This window comes from Caballeronia sp. SL2Y3 (genome assembly GCF_022879575.1).
Classification (GTDB): domain Bacteria; phylum Pseudomonadota; class Gammaproteobacteria; order Burkholderiales; family Burkholderiaceae; genus Caballeronia.
The window spans coordinates 1157327-1175744 of record NZ_CP084260.1; the positions used below are offsets into that span (position 1 = coordinate 1157327).

The following is an 18418-nucleotide window of genomic DNA, read 5'->3' on the forward strand; positions in this document are numbered from 1 at the left end:
TGATAATGTCTGGCGGCGCTCCTCACGCGACCGCCGGAACGAATGCAGCTTTAAATACTGGGGAAGCACGTTGTTCAAACCTCATCGCTTTGTTCCTAAGTCGGCTGTGGCCGCGGCGCTCGCCGCAACGGGCATGGCGGCACACGCCACCACGCCGTTCGTCGTGCAGGATATCCGGATCGAAGGTCTTCAACGCATCGAGCCGGGCTCCGTATTCGCTTATCTGCCGATCAAGCAAGGCGACACGTTCACCGACGACAAGGCCTCCGAAGCGATTCGCGCGCTGTATGCAACCGGCTTCTTCAACGACGTACAGATCGCGACCGAAGGCAACGTGGTGGTCGTGCAGGTGCAGGAGCGGCCGGCCATTTCGAATATCGAATTCAGCGGTCTTCACGAGTTCGACAAGGACACCATCACCAAGGCGCTGCGCTCGGTCGGTCTGTCGCAGGGCCGCTCGTACGACAAGTCGCTGCTCGACAAGGCCGAGCAGGAACTGAAGCGCCAGTACCTGACGCGCGGCTACTACGCGGCCGAAGTGACCACCACGGTGACGCCGGTGGACCGCAACCGCGTGTCGATCCTCTTTTCGGTGGCCGAAGGCCCGAGCGCGAAGATCCGCCAGATCAACTTCGTCGGCAACAAGGCCGTGAGCAGCGGCACGTTGCTGAGCGAAATGCAGCTGTCCACGCCGAACTGGTTCTCGTGGTACACGAAGAGCGACCTGTACGCCAAGGAAAAGCTGACGGGCGACCTCGAGAACGTGCGTTCGTACTACCTGAACCACGGCTACCTCGAGTTCAGCATCGACTCCACGCAGGTGTCGATCTCGCCCGACAAGAAGGACATGTACCTGACCATCGCGGTGCATGAGGGCGAGCCGTACAAGGTCGCGAGCGTCAAGCTCGCCGGCAATCTGCTCGACCGCGAAGCCGAGCTCAACAAGCTCATCACCGTGAAGCCGGGCCAGCTTTTCTCGGCGGAGAAGCTGCAGGCAACCACCAAGGCGATCGTCGACAAGCTCGGCCAGTACGGCTATGCGTTCGCGCAGGTCAATGCGCAGCCGGAAATCGACCAGGCGCATCACACGGTCGCGCTCACGCTGCAAGTGGATCCGAGCCGCCGCGTCTATGTGCGCCGCGTGAATATCGTCGGCAACACGCGCACGCGCGACGAAGTGGTGCGCCGCGAAATGCGCCAGCTCGAAAGCTCGTGGTTCGATTCGAGCCGTCTCGCGCTGTCGAAGGACCGCGTGAATCGTCTCGGCTATTTCACGGATGTAGACGTCACCACCACGCCGGTGGAAGGCACGAACGACCAGGTCGATGTCGACGTCAAGGTGGCCGAAAAGCCGACTGGCGCGATCACGCTGGGCGCGGGCTTCTCGTCGACGGACAAGGTGGTGCTGTCGGCGGGCGTGTCGCAGGACAACGTGTTCGGTTCGGGCACGAGCCTTTCCGTCAACGTGAACACGGCCAAGACGTATCGCACGCTCACGGTCACGCAGGTCGATCCGTACTTCACGATCGACGGCATCAAGCGCATCACCGACGCGTACTACCGCACGTATCAGCCGCTGTATTACTCGACGGATTCGAGCTTCAAGATCGTGACGATGGGCGCGGACACGAAGTTCGGCATTCCGTTCTCGGAGCAGGACACGGTGTTCTTCGGCCTCGGCGCCGAGCAGAACACGATGGACGTGGACTCAACGACGCCGGCGTCCTACCAGAAGTACGTGCACGACTTCGGCCGTGTGGTGAACAACTATCCGGTGACGGTCGGCTGGTCGCGCGACAACCGGGACAGCGCGCTCGTGCCGAGCCGCGGGTACTACATCCAGTCGAACGCGGAATACGGCACGCCGCTCGGCAACACCACGTACGCGAAGTTCGACGCGCAGTTCCAGTACTACTACTCGTTCGCGCGCGGGTTCGTGCTCGGCTTCAATCTGCAAGGCGGCTACGGCAAGGGCTTCCAGGGGCAGACGTACCCGATCTTCAAGAACTACTACGCGGGCGGTATCGGTTCGGTGCGTGGCTACTCGCCGAGTTCGCTGGGTCCGCGCGACGCGAAGACGAACGATCCGATCGGCGGCTCGCGCATGGCAGTCGGCAACATCGAGCTGACGTTCCCGCTGCCGGGCACGGGCTACGACCGCACGCTGCGCGTGTTCACGTTCCTCGACGCCGGTAACGTGTGGGGCGATCCGAACCAGGGCGGTACGAGCGACGGCGCAAACGGCCTGCGTTACGGCTACGGCGTGGGTCTTGCGTGGATTTCGCCGATCGGCCCGCTCAAGCTGAGTCTCGGCTTCCCGCTGCAGAAACACACGGGCGACCAATACCAGAAGTTCCAGTTCCAGATCGGTACGGCCTTCTAAGAGACGGCCCGACGTGAACGAACGGACACTTCATTCAAATCGACGTGACGTGAGGAACACTTTGCGAACCGGTATGCTTTCGAAACATGCTGCGCTGGCGCTGGCTTTGTCTCTGGTCTTCGGCCTCGGCGCCGTCGCGAAAGCGGACGCTCAGGAAGCGCGCATCGCAGCGGTCAATTCCGACCGCATCCTGCGCGAATCGTCGGCGGCGAAGGCCGCGCAGTCGAAGCTGGAGCAGGAATTCTCCAAGCGCGACAAGGCGCTGCAGGACATGGCGCAGCGGCTCAAGTCGATGTCGGACAACATCGACAAGAACGGCGCCTCGATGTCGGCCACCGACCGCGCCGCGCGTCAACGCGACCTCGCGCAACTCGACGCGGACTTCCAGCGCAAGCAGCGCGAATTCCGCGAAGACCTGAACCAGCGCCGCAACGAAGAACTGGCGGCGGTGCTGGATCGCGCGAACAAGGTCATCAAGCAGATTGCCGAGCAGCAGCACTACGACCTGATCGTGCAGGAAGCGGTGTACGTGAGCCCGCGCATCGACATCACGGATCAGGTGCTGAAGGCGCTGGCGGCGACGAGCCAGAACGGCGGCGCGAGCCCGAACTGACGAGGAGTTTTCATAGGCATGGCATCAGGCATGGCGATCACGCTCGACGAACTGGTCAGGCGCTTTGGCGGCGAGGTGGTCGGCCAGGGCGCGCATCGCGTCGAGGGCCTTGCGCCGCTCGACAAGGCGGGGCCTGCGCAACTCGCGTTTCTCGCGAATCAGAAGTACCTGCCGCAGGTCGAGACGACGCGCGCCGGCGCCGTGCTGATTTCCCGCGCGGATCTCGACAAACTGCCCGCGCCGCGCGAAGGCAGTAATTTCATCGTCACGCCGAATCCCTACGCTTACTTCGCTCGCGTCGCGCAGGCGTTCATCGATCTGGCGTCGCCCAAGGCGGTGCCGGGCGTGCATCCGAGCGCATGGATCGACCCGGCCGCGAAGGTGGCCGCGAGCGCGGTCATCGGCCCGCACGTCACGGTGGAAGCGGGCGCGGTCGTCGGCGAGCGCGTGCGGCTGGACGCCGGCGTGTCCGTCGGTCAGGGCGTCACGCTGGCCGACGACGTGCATCTGTATCCCAATGTCACCGTCTATCATGGCTGCAAGCTGGGCGCGCGCGTGATCGTGCATGCGGGCGCGGTGATCGGCGCAGACGGCTTCGGTTTCGCGCCGGATTTCGTGGGCGAGGGCGAGGCGCGCACCGGAAGCTGGGTGAAGATTCCGCAGGTCGGCGCGGTCGATATCGGCGACGACGTGGAGATCGGCGCGAACACGACCATCGACCGCGGCGCCATGGCCGATACGGTCATCGAAGAGTGCGTGAAGATCGACAATCTCGTGCAGATCGGCCATAACTGCCGCATCGGCGCGTACACGGTGATCGCGGGGTGCGCGGGCATCGCGGGCAGCACGAACATCGGGCGGCATTGCATGATCGGCGGCGCGGTGGGCATCGCGGGCCACGTGACGCTGGCGGATCATGTGATCGTGACGGCGCAGTCGGGCGTCTCGAAGTCGCTCACGCGGCCCGGCATGTACACGAGCGCATTTCCGGCCGTGAATCACGCTGACTGGAACAAGAGCGCCGCGCTCGTGCGCAATCTGGACAAGCTGCGCGATCGCATCAAGGCGCTGGAATCGGCGCTGAGCCAGCAGAAGGCAGGCGAGCAGGGCGACGAAGCATAACCGCAAGGCTGCCGGATGAGCGCGCAGGCGAGCACCGGCAACAGAGTGAATTCACAAGCGGGCGCACGACGCCCGCAGTCAATTTCCGCGCAGGAGATGCGCGCGAGCAGAACCACCATGAGCACAGAAAAAATCAACCTCGACATCCATAAGATCCTCACGCTGCTGCCGCATCGGTATCCGATCCTGCTCGTGGACCGCGTGCTCGAACTGGAGCCGCACAAGAGCATCAAGGCGCTGAAGAACGTGTCGATCAACGAGCCGTATTTCCAGGGACATTTCCCGACGCGTCCCGTGATGCCCGGCGTACTCATTCTCGAAGCGCTCGCGCAAACTGCGGCGTTGCTCACGTTCGCCGAAGAGCCGCACGACCCGACGACCACGCTCTACTACTTCGTCGGCATCGACGGTGCGCGCTTCAAGCGCGTGGTGGAGCCGGGCGATCAGCTGATTCTGAACGTCAACTTCGAGCGGTACATGCGGGGCATCTGGAAGTTCAAGGCGCGCGCCGAAGTGGACGGCGTGACGGCCGCCGAGGCGGAACTCATGTGCACCGTGAAGAACACGGACGCCGGCGCTTAAGCGCAGCAGACAACGGCAGAAACACAGCATACAGAGGCGAGGCGCATGACCACCATTCACCCCACCGCGATCATCGAGCCGGGCGCGCAACTGGACGATTCGGTCGAAGTCGGACCATACGCGGTCGTCGGCGCGCATGTCGTCATCGGCGCGGGCACGACAATCGGCTCGCATAGCGTGATCGAAGGTCACACGACCATCGGACGCGAGAACCGCATCGGGCATTACGCGTCCATCGGCGGCCGGCCGCAGGACATGAAGTACCGCGACGAGCCGACGCGTCTCGTCATCGGCGACCGCAACACCATCCGCGAATTCACCACGCTGCATACCGGCACCGTGCAGGACCGCGGCGTGACGTCGATCGGCGACGATTGCTGGATCATGGCGTACGTTCACGTCGGTCATGACTGCACGCTCGGCAACCACGTCATCATGTCGAGCAATGCGCAACTGGCCGGGCACGTGACGGTGGGCGATCACGCCATTGTGGGCGGCATGTCGGGCGTGCATCAGTTCGTGCGCATCGGCGCGCATTCGATGCTCGGCGGCGCGTCCGCGCTCGTGCAGGACGTGCCTCCGTTCGTCATCGCGGCCGGCAACAAGGCGGAGCCGCACGGCATCAACGTCGAGGGGCTGCGCCGCCGCGGCTTCACGCCGGACGCCATTTCGGCGCTGCGCCAGGCGTATCGCATCGTCTACAAGAGCGGTCTGTCGCTCGAAGAAGCCAAGGCGCAACTGAAGGAACTGGGCGCGGCAGGCGGCGACGGCGACGCGCCGGTCAAGGCGTTCACCGATTTCATCGCGGCGTCGCAGCGCGGCATCATCCGCTGATCGCGCCATCCGATGACGCTTATCACCACTGCGCCGCGTATCGCGATGGTCGCGGGCGAGCCGTCCGGCGACCTGCTCGCGGCCTCGCTGCTCAAGGGCTTGCAGGAACGGCTGCCGGCCGGAACGCGCTACAGCGGCATCGGCGGCCCGCGCATGACGGCGGCCGGCTTCGAAGCGCACTGGCCGATGGACAAGCTGACCGTGCGCGGCTACGTCGAGGCGCTGCGGCATATTCCCGAGATTCTCGGCATTCGCAACGAGCTGAAGCGGCAGTTGCTGGCCGATCCGCCGTCGGTGTTCATCGGCGTGGATGCGCCGGACTTCAACTTCGGGCTCGAACAGCCGCTGCGCGAAGCCGGCATTCCGACCGTGCATTTCGTGTGTCCGTCGATCTGGGCGTGGCGCGGCGGGCGCATCAAGAAGATCGCGAAAGCCGTGGATCACATGCTCTGCGTGTTCCCGTTCGAAACGGCGCTGCTGGCTAAAGCGGGGGTCGCGGCGAGCTATGTCGGCCATCCGCTCGCGGATGAAATTCCGCTCGAACCGGATACGGCGGCCGCGCGGCGCGAACTCGGCATCGCGGAAGGCGGACCGGTCATCGCGGTACTGCCCGGCAGCCGCCGTTCGGAGATCGCGCTGATCGGCCCGACGTTCTTCGACGCCATGGAACTGATGCAGCTTCGGGAGCCGAACGTGCGCTTTCTGATGCCGGCCGCGAACCCGGCGCTGCGCGAGTTGCTGCAACCGTTGGTGGAGGCGCATCCACATCTGTCGCTGACGATCACGGACGGGCGCGCGCAAACCGCGATGACCGCCGCCGACGCGATTCTCGTGAAAAGCGGCACGGTCACGCTCGAAGCGGCGCTCCTGAAGAAGCCGATGGTCATCTCGTACAAGGTGCCCTGGCTCACGGGCCAGATCATGAAGCGGCAGGGCTATCTGCCGTACGTGGGCTTGCCGAACATTCTCGCGGGCCGTTTCGTCGTGCCGGAAATCCTCCAGCACTTCGCGACGCCCGAAGCGCTCGCCGAGGCCACGCTGAAACAGTTGAACGACGACGCGAACCGCCGTACCCTGACCGAGATTTTCACCGAGATGCACATCGCGCTGCGCCAGAACACGTCGCAGCGGGCGGCCGAAGCCGTGGCGCGGGTGCTCGACACGCGGAGGCCGCAATGAAGGCTGCGAACCGGTCGGCGCAACGCGGACTCGACTTCAGCTCGCCGTTCGACGTCGTCTGCGGTGTCGATGAAGCCGGGCGCGGCCCGCTCGCGGGGCCGGTCGTGGCGGCCGCCGTGATCTTCGATCCGGCGAAGCCGCGCATCAACGGGCTGGACGATTCCAAAGCCTTGTCGGCGAAGAAGCGCGAGGACCTCTACGAGAAGATCGTGGATCGCGCGCTCGCGTATTGCATCGCGTCGGCGAGCGTCGAGGAGATCGACACCATCAACATCCTTCACGCGTCGATGCTCGCAATGAAGCGCGCGGTCGAAGGCTTGTCGGTTGCGCCGACGCTCGTGAAAGTGGACGGCAATCGCTGCCCGGTGCTGTCGATACGCGCGGAAGCCGTGATCGGCGGCGATGCGCTCGTCAAGCAGATTTCGGCGGCGTCGATTCTCGCCAAGGTCACGCGCGACCGCCTGCTCTGCGAGTTGCACGAAGCGCATCCGATGTACGGTTTCAACGTGCACGCGGGCTACGGCACGCCGCAGCATCTCGCCGCGCTGCGCGAACACGGGCCTTGCGAGCATCACCGGCGTTCTTTTGCGCCGGTGCGCGAGGCGCATCTTCGCTTCGGCTCGGTGCTGCCCGACATCGCGCCTGAAGTCATTCGGGCAACCGCCGCGCTCGACGCCGATCCCGAAGCGCATCCGTTCTGAGCGGCCTTGCCGTTCCATTCCAACGTGAAATCCGTCACTTCGCGGGACAACCCGCTTTACAAGCGCCTGAAGGCGCTCGCCGGCTCGACGGCGCAGCAGCGGCGCAGCGGTCACGCGCTGCTCGAAGGTCTGCATCTCGCCGCTGCTTATCTGGACACCGCCGGCCAGCCGGAAACGTGCGTCGTCACCGAAGGGGCGTTGACGCACGCGGAAGCCCGCGAGATCGTGGCGCGCATCGAAGAGAAGCGCGTGATCGTGTTGCCGGATGCGCTATTCGGTCAGCTATCGAGCGTCGTGCATGGCGTGGGCATGCTGCTGCTCGTCGAGAAGATCGAAGCGGCGTTGCCCGAACGCGTCGGCGAGACGTGCGTGATCCTCGACGGCATTCAGGACGCAGGCAATGTCGGCTCGATTCTGCGCAGCGCGGCGGCGGCCGGCGTCGGGCGCGTGTTCTGCGCGCCGGGCACCGCGTACGCGTGGTCGTCGAAGGTGCTGCGCTCCGGCATGGGCGCGCACTTTCTGCTCGATATCTTCGAGGACGTCGATCCGGCCGGACTCATCGCGCGGCTCGACGTCCCGGTCACGATCACGGATTCGCACGGCGCGGTCGCGATCTACGACTGCGATCTGTCGTCGCCCGTCGCGTGGGTCTTCGGCAACGAGGGCGCGGGCGTGTCGCAGGTTTGGCGCGATGCCGTGACGCATCGCGTGACCATTCCGCAGCCGGGCGGCATGGAATCGCTGAACGTGGCAGCTGCGGCGGCGATCTGTCTCTTCGAGCAGTGCCGCCAGCAGCGCTAAATCAATAATACGAAGGCCGCTCGGGCTTGATTTCCTGAAGGATCGTCGTGGCGATTTCCTCGATGGACTTGTGCGTCGAGGACAGCCACTTGATGCCTTCGCGCTTCATCATGCTCTCGGCTTCGTTGATCTCGTAGCGGCAATTTTCCAGCGCCGCGTACTTGCTGCCGGGCCGGCGCTCGTTGCGAATTTCGGCGAGGCGCTGCGGGTCGATCGACAGGCCGAACATCTTTTCGCGATGTTCCAGAAGCGGCGTCGGCAGCTTGCCTCGTTCGAAGTCTTCCGGAATCAGCGGATAGTTCGCCGCCTTCACGCCGTATTGCATCGCGAGGTAGAGGCTCGTCGGCGTCTTGCCGCTGCGCGACACGCCGACCAGAATCACGTCCGCTTCGGTCAGATTACGGTTGGACTGGCCGTCGTCGTGTGCGAGCGAGAAGTTGATCGCCTCGATGCGGTTCTTGTACTCCTCGGTGTCGGCGTTCTGGTGGACGCGGCCCATTGCGTGCGTCGACTTGATTTCCAGTTCGTGTTCGAGCGGCTCGATGAACGTCTGGAACATGTCGAGCACGAGCGCATTGCAGCGCTTGACGATCTCGTTCGATGCGCTGTCCACGAGCGTCGTGAACACGATCGGGCGGCGTCCGTCGAGCGACACGGCTTCGTTGATCTTCTCGACGGTGGCATGCGCCTTGTCGATGGAATCGACGAACGGCACGCGCACGAGCCGGAATTTCTGGTCGAACTGGGCGAGGATCGAATGCGCGAACGTTTCGGCGGTGATCCCGGTACCGTCGGAAACGATGAATACGGAAGGCGGCATCGGCGGTGAACCAGTGGGAACGAGTTGAAAACAGCACGCTCGAACCGGAGCGTGCGCGGTCAGGCGACCTCGCCTGAGCGTGTGTTACATTGAGCGGCCCAAACGTGTGCGCAGGCGCACCAAGAGGCGTGAAAGACCTCGATTTTGCCGTGGATTTACTGTCCGTGCCCAGACAAATGCGAGAATCGGCACGGTAGAATAGCGGCAACCTGTTCGATAAGCAATTGCGTCGAGATTGAGCCTGATCTTCCTCAATTGACGGGTAGTTCGTGCGTTTTCACCGCATGACTGCGCCGTTTTCGGCAAGCCGGAGTGCGATTCCCCACCGCCGCGAAGGCTTATCAAACAGGTTGTACGAGATGCGCCGGCGCTTCCAATGAGCGCCGCCGCATGCGAGCCCACTCGTGCGATCGTGAATTTCATCCACCTTAGGGGCTTGTATGACCAACGCAGTCAATGTTGCGAACGATGTCGCAAAGGATCAAGCGTATGTAGTTCCATTCGAGCAGTTGCGAATGACCGACGTGGAAATCGTCGGTGGCAAGAATGCGTCGCTCGGCGAAATGATCAGCCAGCTTTCCGAAGCCGGCGTCAGCGTGCCGACGGGCTTTGCCACGACCGCGCTCGCATTCCGCGACTTCCTCCATCACAACGAACTGACGGAGCGCATCGCCAAACGTCTCGAGACGCTCGACGTCGACGACGTGAAGGCGCTTGCCGAGGCCGGCAAGGAAATCCGTCAGTGGATCGTCGACGCGCCGCTGCAGCCGCGTCTCGAAGACGAAATCCGCCGTCAATTCGAAGTCCTGCAAAAGAGCTCGCCCGAAGAGCTGTCGTTCGCCGTGCGCTCGTCCGCCACGGCCGAAGACCTGCCCGACGCATCGTTCGCGGGGCAGCAGGAAAGCTATCTGAACGTGGTCGGCATCGAAGACGTGCTCGATCGCATGAAGCACGTTTTCGCGTCGCTGTATAACGACCGCGCCATCTCCTATCGCGTCCACAAGGGCTTCACGCACGCGGAAGTCGCGCTCTCGGCTGGCGTGCAGCGCATGGTGCGCTCGGACGTCGGCGCCGCGGGCGTGATGTTCACCATCGACACCGAGTCCGGCTTCAAGGACACGGTCTTCATCACGTCGAGCTACGGCCTCGGCGAAACCGTGGTGCAGGGCGCGGTGAATCCGGACGAATTCCACGTCTTCAAGACCACGCTCGCGCAGAACAAGTATCCGATCATCCGCCGTTCCATCGGCTCCAAGCTCATCAAGATGGAGTTCACGCAGCCGCGCGAACCGGGCCGCGTGAAGACCGTCGACGTGCCGCACGAGCAGCGCAACCGCTTCTCGATTTCGGACGAAGACGTGATCGAGCTCGCGAAGTACGCGGTCATCATCGAGAAGCACTATCAGCGTCCGATGGATATCGAGTGGGGCAAGGACGGCCGCGACGGCAAGCTGTTCATCCTTCAGGCGCGTCCTGAAACGGTGAAGAGCCAGGCGGCGGGCAAGGCCGAGATGCGCTTCAAGCTGAAGGGCCAGTCGAACGTGATCGCCACGGGCCGCGCGATCGGCCAGAAGATCGGCGCGGGTCCCGTGCGCGTGATCTACGATCCGTCGGAAATGGAACGCGTGCAGCCGGGCGACGTGCTCGTCGCCGACATGACCGATCCCAACTGGGAGCCGGTGATGAAGCGCGCATCGGCCATCGTCACGAATCGCGGCGGGCGCACCTGCCACGCGGCGATCATCGCGCGTGAGCTGGGCGTGCCGGCGGTGGTCGGCTGCGGCGACGCGACCGACTTGCTGAAGGACGGCGCGCTCGTCACCGTGTCGTGCGCGGAAGGCGACGAAGGCAAGATCTACGACGGCCTACTCGAAACCGAAGTGACCGAAGTCCAGCGCGGCGAACTGCCGAAGATTCCGGTCAAGATCATGATGAACGTCGGCAATCCGCAGCTCGCGTTCGACTTCGCGCAGTTGCCGAACGCGGGCGTCGGCCTCGCGCGGCTCGAGTTCATCATCAACAACAACATCGGCGTGCACCCGAAGGCGATTCTGGAGTACCCGAACGTCGACGCGGATCTCAAGAAAGCGGTGGAGAGCGTCGCGCGTGGCCACGCGTCGCCGCGCGCGTTCTACGTCGACAAGCTGACCGAAGGCATCGCCACGATCGCGGCGGCGTTCTATCCGAAGCCCGTCATCGTGCGTCTGTCGGACTTCAAGTCGAACGAGTACAAGAAGCTGATCGGCGGTTCCCGCTACGAGCCGGACGAAGAGAACCCGATGCTCGGTTTCCGCGGCGCGTCGCGCTACATCGCGGAAGACTTCGCCGAGGCGTTCCACATGGAATGCATCGCGCTGAAGAAGGTGCGCGAGGAAATGGGTCTGGACAACGTCGAGATCATGGTGCCGTTCGTGCGCACGCTGAAGCAGGCGGAGCGCGTGGTCGGGCTGCTCGAGAAGTTCGGCCTGAAGCGCGGCGTGAACGGTCTCAAGCTCGTGATGATGTGCGAAGTGCCGAGCAACGCGATTCTCGCCGAACAGTTCCTCGAATACTTCGACGGTTTCTCGATCGGCTCGAATGACCTGACGCAGTTGACGCTCGGGCTCGACCGCGATTCCGGCATGGAACTGCTCGCGGCCGACTTCGACGAGCGCGACGAAGCCGTGCAGTTCATGCTGAAGCGCGCCATCGAGACGTGCCTGAGACTGAACAAGTACGTGGGCATCTGCGGCCAGGGGCCGTCGGATCATCCGGACCTCGCCGAGTGGCTGGCGAAGCAGGGCATCGAATCGATGTCGCTGAACCCGGATACGATCATCGACACGTGGCAGAAGCTCGCGACCACATTGTCAAAATAAGTCGGTCGCGCCTTTCAGGATGCTTTCGGGAAGGCGCCGCGTGCTATAAAAAACACCCCGGACCTTCCGGGGTGTTTTCGTTTGGAGACTGGCATGGCGACCCATGAACTCATCTGGTGGATAGCAGCCGGCGCGCTGATCGTCACCGAGCTTTTCACCGGCACGTTCTATCTGTTGATGATCGCGCTCGGGATGATCGCGGGCGGCATCGCGTTCGCCATCGGGCTCGCGTTGCACGTGCAAGTGGGCGTCGCGGCGCTCGTCGCGTTGATCGCTGTCGCAGCGCTGCGCCGGTCGCGCTTCGGAAGCCGCAAGCGGCGCGACGCCTCGCGCGATGCCGCCGTGAACCTCGACATCGGCGCGACGCTGGAAGTCGCCGAATGGCACGACCGCCGGGCCCGCACGATGTATCGCGGCGCGGAGTGGGACGTGGAACTGGCGCCGGGCGAGTCGGAAAGCGCGCGCTGGTATCGCATCACCGCGCTCGACGGAAGCCGGCTCGTCGTGGCCGCCAAACGCTAGAGCACGCACACTCGCCGCATAAGAACTGAAGGAGTCACACATGACTATCGCCGTCGTCCTGCTCGTCATCGCAATCGTGATCGTGGTCAACACGGTCAAGATCGTTCCGCAACAGCACGCGTGGGTGCTGGAACGCCTCGGCCGCTATCACGCCACGCTCACGCCGGGGCTGAACATCGTGCTGCCGTTCGTCGATCGCATCGCGTACAAGCACGTGCTCAAGGAGATTCCGCTCGACGTGCCGAGCCAGGTCTGCATCACGCGCGACAACACGCAGCTTCAGGTGGACGGCGTGCTGTACTTCCAGGTCACCGACCCGATGAAGGCGTCGTACGGTTCGAGCAACTTCGTGCTCGCCATCACGCAGCTCTCGCAGACCACGCTGCGCTCGGTCATCGGCAAACTCGAGCTCGACAAGACCTTCGAGGAGCGCGAGTACATCAATCACAGCATCGTGAATGCGCTCGACGAAGCCGCGTCCAACTGGGGCGTGAAGGTGCTGCGTTATGAAATCAAGGACCTGACGCCGCCGAAGGAGATTCTCCACGCGATGCAGGCGCAGATCACCGCCGAGCGCGAGAAGCGCGCGCTGATCGCGGCGTCGGAAGGGCGCAAGCAGGAGCAGATCAATCTGGCCTCGGGCGCGCGCGAAGCGGCCATCCAGAAGTCCGAGGGCGAACGTCAGGCGGCGATCAATCAGGCGCAGGGCGAGGCATCGGCGATTCTCGCGGTGGCCGAGGCGAACGCGCAGGCCATCGAGAAGATCGGCGCCGCCATTCAGTCGGCGGGCGGCATGGACGCCGTTAACCTCAAGGTTGCGGAGCAGTATGTCGGCGCGTTCGCGAACATCGCGAAAACCGGCAACACGCTGATCGTGCCGGGCAACATGTCCGACATGAGTTCTATGATCGCTTCGGCGCTTGCCATCGTGAAGGGCGAGGGCGGCGGCGTCATCCGAAAGAGTTGATGCAACAAGGGGCGCTTCGTAGCGCCCCTTGTTCTATGCAAGCGTAAAGCTCAGCGCGCGGACGTGCGCATCAGGCGCGCGCGCTCGCGCTCCCAGTCGCGCTTCTTCTCGGTCTCGCGCTTGTCGTGCAGCTTCTTGCCCTTCGCCAGACCGATTTCGCACTTCACGCGGCCTTCCTTGTAATGGAAATTGAGCGGCACGAGCGTATGGCCGCGCTGCTCCACCTTGCCGATGAGTTTGTCGATCTGCTCGCGATGCAATAGCAGCTTGCGCGTGCGTACCGGATCCAGATTGGCGAACTTCGACGCCTCGGGAAGCGGGCTGATGTGCGTGCCGATCAGGAACAGTTCGCCGTTCTTGATCACGACATAGCCTTCCTTGATCTGCCCGCGGCCTTCGCGCAGCGCCTTGACTTCCCAGCCTTCGAGCACGAGACCGGCCTCGTAGCGTTCTTCGATGAAGTAATCGAAGAAGGCTTTTCTGTTGTCAATGATGCTCATGAATGGAAAGTGCCCAACTCGTTTAAAATCACGATTTTAGCAGCGCGCCGCTTGACGTACGATGGGCAGACGTAGCTCATCGCGGAAAGCCGCACGCGCCGCCCCCCGATCCCGTCACCCGCTGCGCCCTTATGGCCGACGTCCAGAAAACCGTATTGATCCGCCATTCAGCGGAAGAAATGTTCGACCTCGTCACCGATGTCGCCGACTACCCCAACTTCCTTCCGTGGTGCGGCGGCGTCGAGATCGGCCGCCAGGACGAGACCGGCATGGAAGCGAAGATCGACATCAACTTCAAGGGCATCAAGCAGCACTTTGCGACGCGCAACGTGCAGAAGCGCCCGACGAACATCGATATGGAGTTCCTGAGCGGCCCTTTCAAGAAGTTCACGGGCTACTGGCGCTTCACGCCGCTGCGCGCCGACGCGTGCAAGATCGAGTTCGCGCTGCACTACGAGTTCTCGAATTTAATTCTCGAGAAGATCATCGGGCCGGTGTTCAGCCATATCGCAAACACCTTCGTCGATTCGTTCGTGAAGCGCGCGGATCAGCGGTACGGCAAGAAATGAATCTGCATATCGATGTCTGCTACGGCCTGCCGGACGGCAAGAGCTTCCTCACGCGCGTCGATCTGCGCGACGGCGCGACCGTGCGTGAAGCTATCGAGGCGAGCGGCGTCCTAAAGGCGCATCCCGAGATCGATTTGACGGCGCAGAAGGTCGGCGTCTTCGGCAAGTCGCAAGCGCTCGATGCAGCGCTTGCCGATTTCGACCGCGTGGAGATTTATCGGCCGCTGAAGGTCGATCCGAAGACCGCGCGCCAGCGCCGGGTCGACAAGGCGCGCAAGGCGGGGTCGATCGAAGGGCGCAAGTGGCAGTCGAAGGATTCGCGCTGATGCAAGACGGCATCAATGCGCGGGCGCTTCCTTCGATGCCGCCGCCGGCTCGACGGTATGTTGCCGCACCGACCAGCTCACGCCCGCGAGCAGCAGCACGATAGCCAGCAATTCCGGCGCGCGCGGCCAGCGGGCGTCGTAGACGAAGGCATAGAGCAGGGCGAAGAGCGTTTCGAACGCGATCATCTGCCCGGAAAGCGTGAGCGGCAGGCGTTTCGCCGCCGCGTTCCACAGCATGTTGCCGAGCCAGGAACCGCCTGTGGCCAGCGCGAAGCATACGATCCAGAACAGATGCCAGCGCGCGGCCGGCACGCTCGCCTGCACGGCACCGGCGGGCAACATCCAGACAACCGCCCCTAGGACCGCGCCGAGCACGCCGGTCACGATGCCCCACAGCACGGACCACTCGTTGCCGTCGAAGTGACGGTTCGCCTGCAGATAGCGCGCATTGACGACCGCATACCACGTCCACGACGCCAGCGCGCCGACCGCGCACGCGAGCCCGGCAAGGCGCGTGAGCACGCTACTCGCTCTCGCGTCGCCGTGATGCGTGAAGACGTCGCTGAACACGTCCAGATTGATGCACGCGATGCCCGCGAGCACCAGCAAGAGCGGCGCGGCGAGGCGCTTTAGCTCGACCGCGCCGTGATCGCGCCGGCCCGCCAGCGTCACCGTCACCGGCAGAATGCCGACGATCAGCGAAGACGGCGCCACGCCCACGAGTTGCACCGCGCTCGCGAGCAGCATGTAGTAGAGCAGATTGCCGACGAGCGCGAGCTTCACGAGCGCGATGACATCGGCGCGCGTGAGCTTCGCGGCGAGCCGTCGCGCGAACGGCAGGGCAGCGGCCAGCGACACGACGCCATACATCACGTAGCGCCCGATGCTCAGCATGAGCGGCGAAAAGTCCGGCAACATGCGCGGCGCGAGAAAAATGAAACCCCAGATGGCTCCCGCCAGCATTCCGAAAACGACACCGCGCTGCATGAACCGACTCCGACTTGCACTCGAATGACGCGAAAGCGTAGCGCGGCGCACAGCCCGCGTCTTGTTCAAACGTGCACCACATGGCGCGCGGCCGCCGGCCCGGATTTTGCGGCGCTCGGCCGTAACCTGCTGTTCGGGCAGTGAAAATGCGGGGAACTATCGGTATAATCTGCTTTTGCGCCCATAGGATTTGCCATGCGTCTGATCCAGAAAGCACTCACGTTCGATGACGTGCTCCTCGTGCCTGCGTTCTCCAGCGTTCTTCCGCGCGATACCAGCCTGAAATCCCAGCTGACTCGCAACATCTCCCTGAACATGCCCCTCGTGTCCGCCGCCATGGACACGGTCACCGAAGGCCGGCTCGCCATCGCCATGGCGCAGATGGGCGGCATCGGCATCGTTCACAAGAATCTCACCGCGAAGGAACAGGCGCGCGAAGTCGCGAAGGTCAAGCGCTTCGAGTCCGGCGTCGTGCGCGACCCGATCACCGTCCCGCCGCAAATGCGCGTGCGCGATGTCATCGCGCTCACGCAGCAGCACGGAATTTCCGGCTTCCCGGTGGTGGAAGGCGCGCAGCTCATCGGCATCGTCACCAACCGCGACCTGCGTTTCGAAGAGCGGCTCGACGAACCGGTGCGCAACATCATGACGCCGCGCGAGCGTCTCGTGACGGTCAAGGAAGGCACGTCGCTCGCCGAAGCGAAGGCGCTGATGCACAGCCATCGCCTGGAACGCGTGCTCGTGGTCAACGACGCGTTCGAACTGCGCGGACTGATGACCGTGAAGGACATCACGAAGCAGACCGAGAACCCGGACGCCTGCAAGGACGAAGACGGCAAGCTGCGCGTGGGCGCGGCGGTCGGCGTGGGCCCGGACAACGAAGAGCGCGTCGATCTGCTGGCGCAGGCGGGCGTGGACGTGATCGTCGTCGATACGGCGCACGGCCATAGCCAGGGCGTGCTGAAGCGCGTGCGCTGGGTCAAGCAGAACTATCCGCGCGTGCAGGTGATCGGCGGCAACATCGCGACGGCGGCGGCGGCCAAGGCGCTCGTCGAGTACGGCGCGGACGCCGTGAAGGTCGGCATCGGCCCGGGCTCCATCTGCACGACGCGTATCGTCGCGGGCGTGGGCGTGCCGCAGATCACGGCTATCGCGAACGTGTCCGAGGCGCTGCGCGGCAGCGGCGTGCCGGTCATCGCGGACGGCGGCGTGCGTTTCTCGGGCGATGTCGCGAAGGCGCTCGCGGCAGGCGCGAACGTCGTCATGATGGGCAGCATGCTTGCCGGAACCGAAGAGTCGCCGGGCGACGTGTTCCTGTTCCAGGGCCGTCAGTACAAGGCGTACCGCGGCATGGGCTCGGTCGGCGCGATGAAGGACGGCGCGGCGGATCGCTACTTCCAGGACAACTCGGCGAACATCGACAAGCTCGTGCCGGAAGGCATCGAAGGCCGCGTGGCCTACAAGGGCTCGGTCAACGCCATCCTGTTCCAGGTCGTCGGCGGCGTGCGCGCGAGCATGGGCTATTGCGGCTGCCGCACCATCGCGGAACTGCACGACAAGGCGGAATTCGTGCAGATCACGGCGGCGGGCATGCGCGAATCGCATGTGCATGACGTGCAGATCACCAAGGAAGCGCCGAACTATCACGTCGACTGACCGGCTTGCTCGCGCCGTCTCCCGGCTTTTGCGCCGATAACCTCGTGGACCGATCATGAAACCGTTGCTGCGCGTCGTGCTGGTCGTCAATGCGCTGATTTTTCTGGTGTTCGGCGTGCTGTTCCTGCTGACGCCGTGGGCGGGACTCTACGACGCGCTGCAACTCGACGCGATGCGAGTGGAACCGGCGTTTGCCGGGCAACTGCTCGGCATCGCGCTGATCGGTTTCGCGTGGCTGTCGCTGCACGCGGCCATCGACGGTGCGCTGACCGCCGCAGCCGCGAGGGCGTCGGGCCATGTCGAATGGCTGTCGGGCATCGTCGTGCTGGTTTGGCTGCTCGGACTGCGCACGCCCGAGGTCGACGGCTTCGGGCAGGTCGGCGCGGCCTTGATCGGCATCGTGTTGCTGGTGCTGGGGCTCGGCAGCGTGAGGCTCGCGGGCGCGGTGCGGCGGCGGGAACGCGCGGCACTGGCCGGCGCGGCATCGGCGGAGCGGGCGGAAAAGAAGGCGGCGCAAAAGCGCGACGAAACGCGGCCGCCTGCCACGACCGCCGTGCCGCCGTCGGATACGGCAACGCGTCCGACAGCGCGCGCGCCCGAAGCGACTGCCATCGATCCCGTCACCGGCCGCGCCGTCGATCCGGCGGGCCGTCCGATCGATGCCGATACCGCGCCACCGGTTGCGCGCACGCGCACGGAAGCCGGCGTCGTCGATCCGGTCACGGGCCGCACGCTCGATGCGCAGACGGGCCGCGAGATCCACCCGGCCACCGGCAGACCCATCGACCCGGTGATCGGCAGCGACATCGATCCGGCGACCGGACGGCGCGTGGACCCGCTGACAGGCCGCGTGGCGCCGGACCCGGCGAGCGGCGCGCCGCGCTGAGGCGCCCGCAGATGCGCCAAAGCGAGCGCGGCGGCGCGCGCAGCAAGGAAACACAAGGACGGTCGGCCTTCGCGCCGGCCGTCGATTTATTGGCAGCCGGACCCGGCAGCAC

The 18418-nt window shown here is 64.4% G+C and carries 18 protein-coding genes; 15 read left to right on the plus strand and 3 right to left on the minus strand.

Annotated features, from left to right (window positions below):
* Positions 1 to 70 precede the first annotated feature (70 nt).
* The 8 genes from bamA to LDZ26_RS05465 all read left to right on the plus strand — a co-directional run bounded on the left by bamA (position 71) and on the right by LDZ26_RS05465 (position 8215).
* The gene (bamA, locus tag LDZ26_RS05430) at positions 71 to 2383 is read left to right on the plus strand and encodes an outer membrane protein assembly factor BamA (RefSeq protein WP_244848507.1); all 2313 of its coding nucleotides are present in this window, start codon (positions 71 to 73) and stop codon (positions 2381 to 2383) included.
* Positions 2384 to 2456: 73 nt separating this feature from the next.
* Positions 2457 to 2996 (plus strand): OmpH family outer membrane protein, encoded by a 540-nt coding sequence (locus tag LDZ26_RS05435; protein ID WP_175940139.1) that lies wholly within the window; start codon positions 2457 to 2459, stop codon positions 2994 to 2996.
* A 30-nt stretch (positions 2997 to 3026) separates the two neighbouring features.
* A complete protein-coding gene (gene lpxD, locus LDZ26_RS05440; protein ID WP_244848981.1) occupies positions 3027 to 4118 on the plus strand; it encodes a UDP-3-O-(3-hydroxymyristoyl)glucosamine N-acyltransferase in 1092 nt (363 codons plus the stop codon).
* Between the two features lie 117 nt (positions 4119 to 4235).
* The gene (gene fabZ, locus LDZ26_RS05445) at positions 4236 to 4700 is read left to right on the plus strand and encodes a 3-hydroxyacyl-ACP dehydratase FabZ (RefSeq protein ID WP_175940140.1); all 465 of its coding nucleotides are present in this window, start codon (positions 4236 to 4238) and stop codon (positions 4698 to 4700) included.
* 45 nt (positions 4701 to 4745) lie between these two features.
* Complete coding sequence (lpxA, locus tag LDZ26_RS05450) at positions 4746 to 5534, plus strand: acyl-ACP--UDP-N-acetylglucosamine O-acyltransferase (protein ID WP_244848508.1); 789 nt, start codon at positions 4746 to 4748, stop codon at positions 5532 to 5534.
* A 12-nt stretch (positions 5535 to 5546) separates the two neighbouring features.
* Positions 5547 to 6713, plus strand: a complete 1167-nt coding sequence (lpxB, locus tag LDZ26_RS05455) for a lipid-A-disaccharide synthase (RefSeq protein WP_244848509.1) — start codon at positions 5547 to 5549, stop codon at positions 6711 to 6713.
* Positions 6710 to 7414 (plus strand): ribonuclease HII, encoded by a 705-nt coding sequence (gene rnhB / locus LDZ26_RS05460; protein WP_244848510.1) that lies wholly within the window; start codon positions 6710 to 6712, stop codon positions 7412 to 7414. Before lpxB ends, rnhB begins: the two co-directional genes overlap by 4 nt.
* A 24-nt stretch (positions 7415 to 7438) precedes the next feature.
* Positions 7439 to 8215, plus strand: coding sequence for an RNA methyltransferase (locus tag LDZ26_RS05465; protein WP_244848511.1), 777 nt, complete (start codon positions 7439 to 7441; stop codon positions 8213 to 8215).
* A 1-nt stretch (position 8216) separates the two neighbouring features.
* Here LDZ26_RS05465 and LDZ26_RS05470 read toward each other — a convergent pair whose 3' ends face one another.
* Positions 8217 to 9035: a pyruvate, water dikinase regulatory protein gene (locus tag LDZ26_RS05470; RefSeq protein WP_244848512.1), complete on the minus strand. Its 819-nt coding sequence runs from the start codon at positions 9033 to 9035 to the stop codon at positions 8217 to 8219.
* Between the two features lie 440 nt (positions 9036 to 9475).
* Between LDZ26_RS05470 and ppsA the strand changes: the two genes are divergently transcribed.
* The 3 genes from ppsA (at position 9476) to LDZ26_RS05485 (ending at position 13382) form a co-directional block, all read left to right on the plus strand.
* Entirely contained in the window at positions 9476 to 11893 is a 2418-nt protein-coding gene (ppsA, locus tag LDZ26_RS05475; RefSeq protein ID WP_244848513.1) for a phosphoenolpyruvate synthase, read from the plus strand.
* Between the two features lie 93 nt (positions 11894 to 11986).
* Positions 11987 to 12415 (plus strand): NfeD family protein, encoded by a 429-nt coding sequence (locus LDZ26_RS05480; protein WP_244848514.1) that lies wholly within the window; start codon positions 11987 to 11989, stop codon positions 12413 to 12415.
* A gap of 40 nt (positions 12416 to 12455) precedes the next feature.
* A complete protein-coding gene (locus tag LDZ26_RS05485) occupies positions 12456 to 13382 on the plus strand; it encodes an SPFH domain-containing protein (RefSeq protein ID WP_206468039.1) in 927 nt (308 codons plus the stop codon).
* A gap of 50 nt (positions 13383 to 13432) precedes the next feature.
* On the opposite strand, the gene smpB is transcribed toward LDZ26_RS05485, so the two are convergent.
* Positions 13433 to 13882, minus strand: a complete 450-nt coding sequence (gene smpB, locus LDZ26_RS05490; protein WP_244848515.1) for an SsrA-binding protein SmpB — start codon at positions 13880 to 13882, stop codon at positions 13433 to 13435.
* A gap of 131 nt (positions 13883 to 14013) precedes the next feature.
* Here smpB and LDZ26_RS05495 point away from each other — a divergent pair, with 131 nt between their 5' ends.
* Both LDZ26_RS05495 and LDZ26_RS05500 read left to right on the plus strand, forming a co-directional pair.
* Entirely contained in the window at positions 14014 to 14451 is a 438-nt protein-coding gene (locus LDZ26_RS05495) for a type II toxin-antitoxin system RatA family toxin (protein WP_175940150.1), read from the plus strand.
* Positions 14448 to 14777 carry an RnfH family protein gene (locus tag LDZ26_RS05500; RefSeq protein WP_244848516.1) on the plus strand — a complete coding sequence of 110 codons (330 nt, stop codon included), beginning with the start codon at positions 14448 to 14450 and terminating at the stop codon, positions 14775 to 14777. The genes LDZ26_RS05495 and LDZ26_RS05500 overlap by 4 nt, the downstream gene beginning before the upstream one ends.
* Before the next feature lie 12 nt (positions 14778 to 14789).
* Here the strand turns inward: LDZ26_RS05500 and LDZ26_RS05505 are convergent, their stop codons facing one another.
* A complete protein-coding gene (locus LDZ26_RS05505) occupies positions 14790 to 15764 on the minus strand; it encodes a DMT family transporter (protein WP_244848517.1) in 975 nt (324 codons plus the stop codon).
* A 195-nt stretch (positions 15765 to 15959) separates the two neighbouring features.
* Here LDZ26_RS05505 and guaB point away from each other — a divergent pair, with 195 nt between their 5' ends.
* Together guaB and LDZ26_RS05515 are read left to right on the plus strand one after the other, a co-directional pair.
* Positions 15960 to 17420 carry an IMP dehydrogenase gene (guaB, locus tag LDZ26_RS05510; protein ID WP_244848518.1) on the plus strand — a complete coding sequence of 487 codons (1461 nt, stop codon included), beginning with the start codon at positions 15960 to 15962 and terminating at the stop codon, positions 17418 to 17420.
* A gap of 55 nt (positions 17421 to 17475) precedes the next feature.
* On the plus strand, positions 17476 to 18306 hold the full coding sequence (locus LDZ26_RS05515; RefSeq protein ID WP_244848519.1) for a hypothetical protein: 831 nt from the start codon (positions 17476 to 17478) through the stop codon (positions 18304 to 18306).
* Positions 18307 to 18418 lie beyond the last annotated feature (112 nt).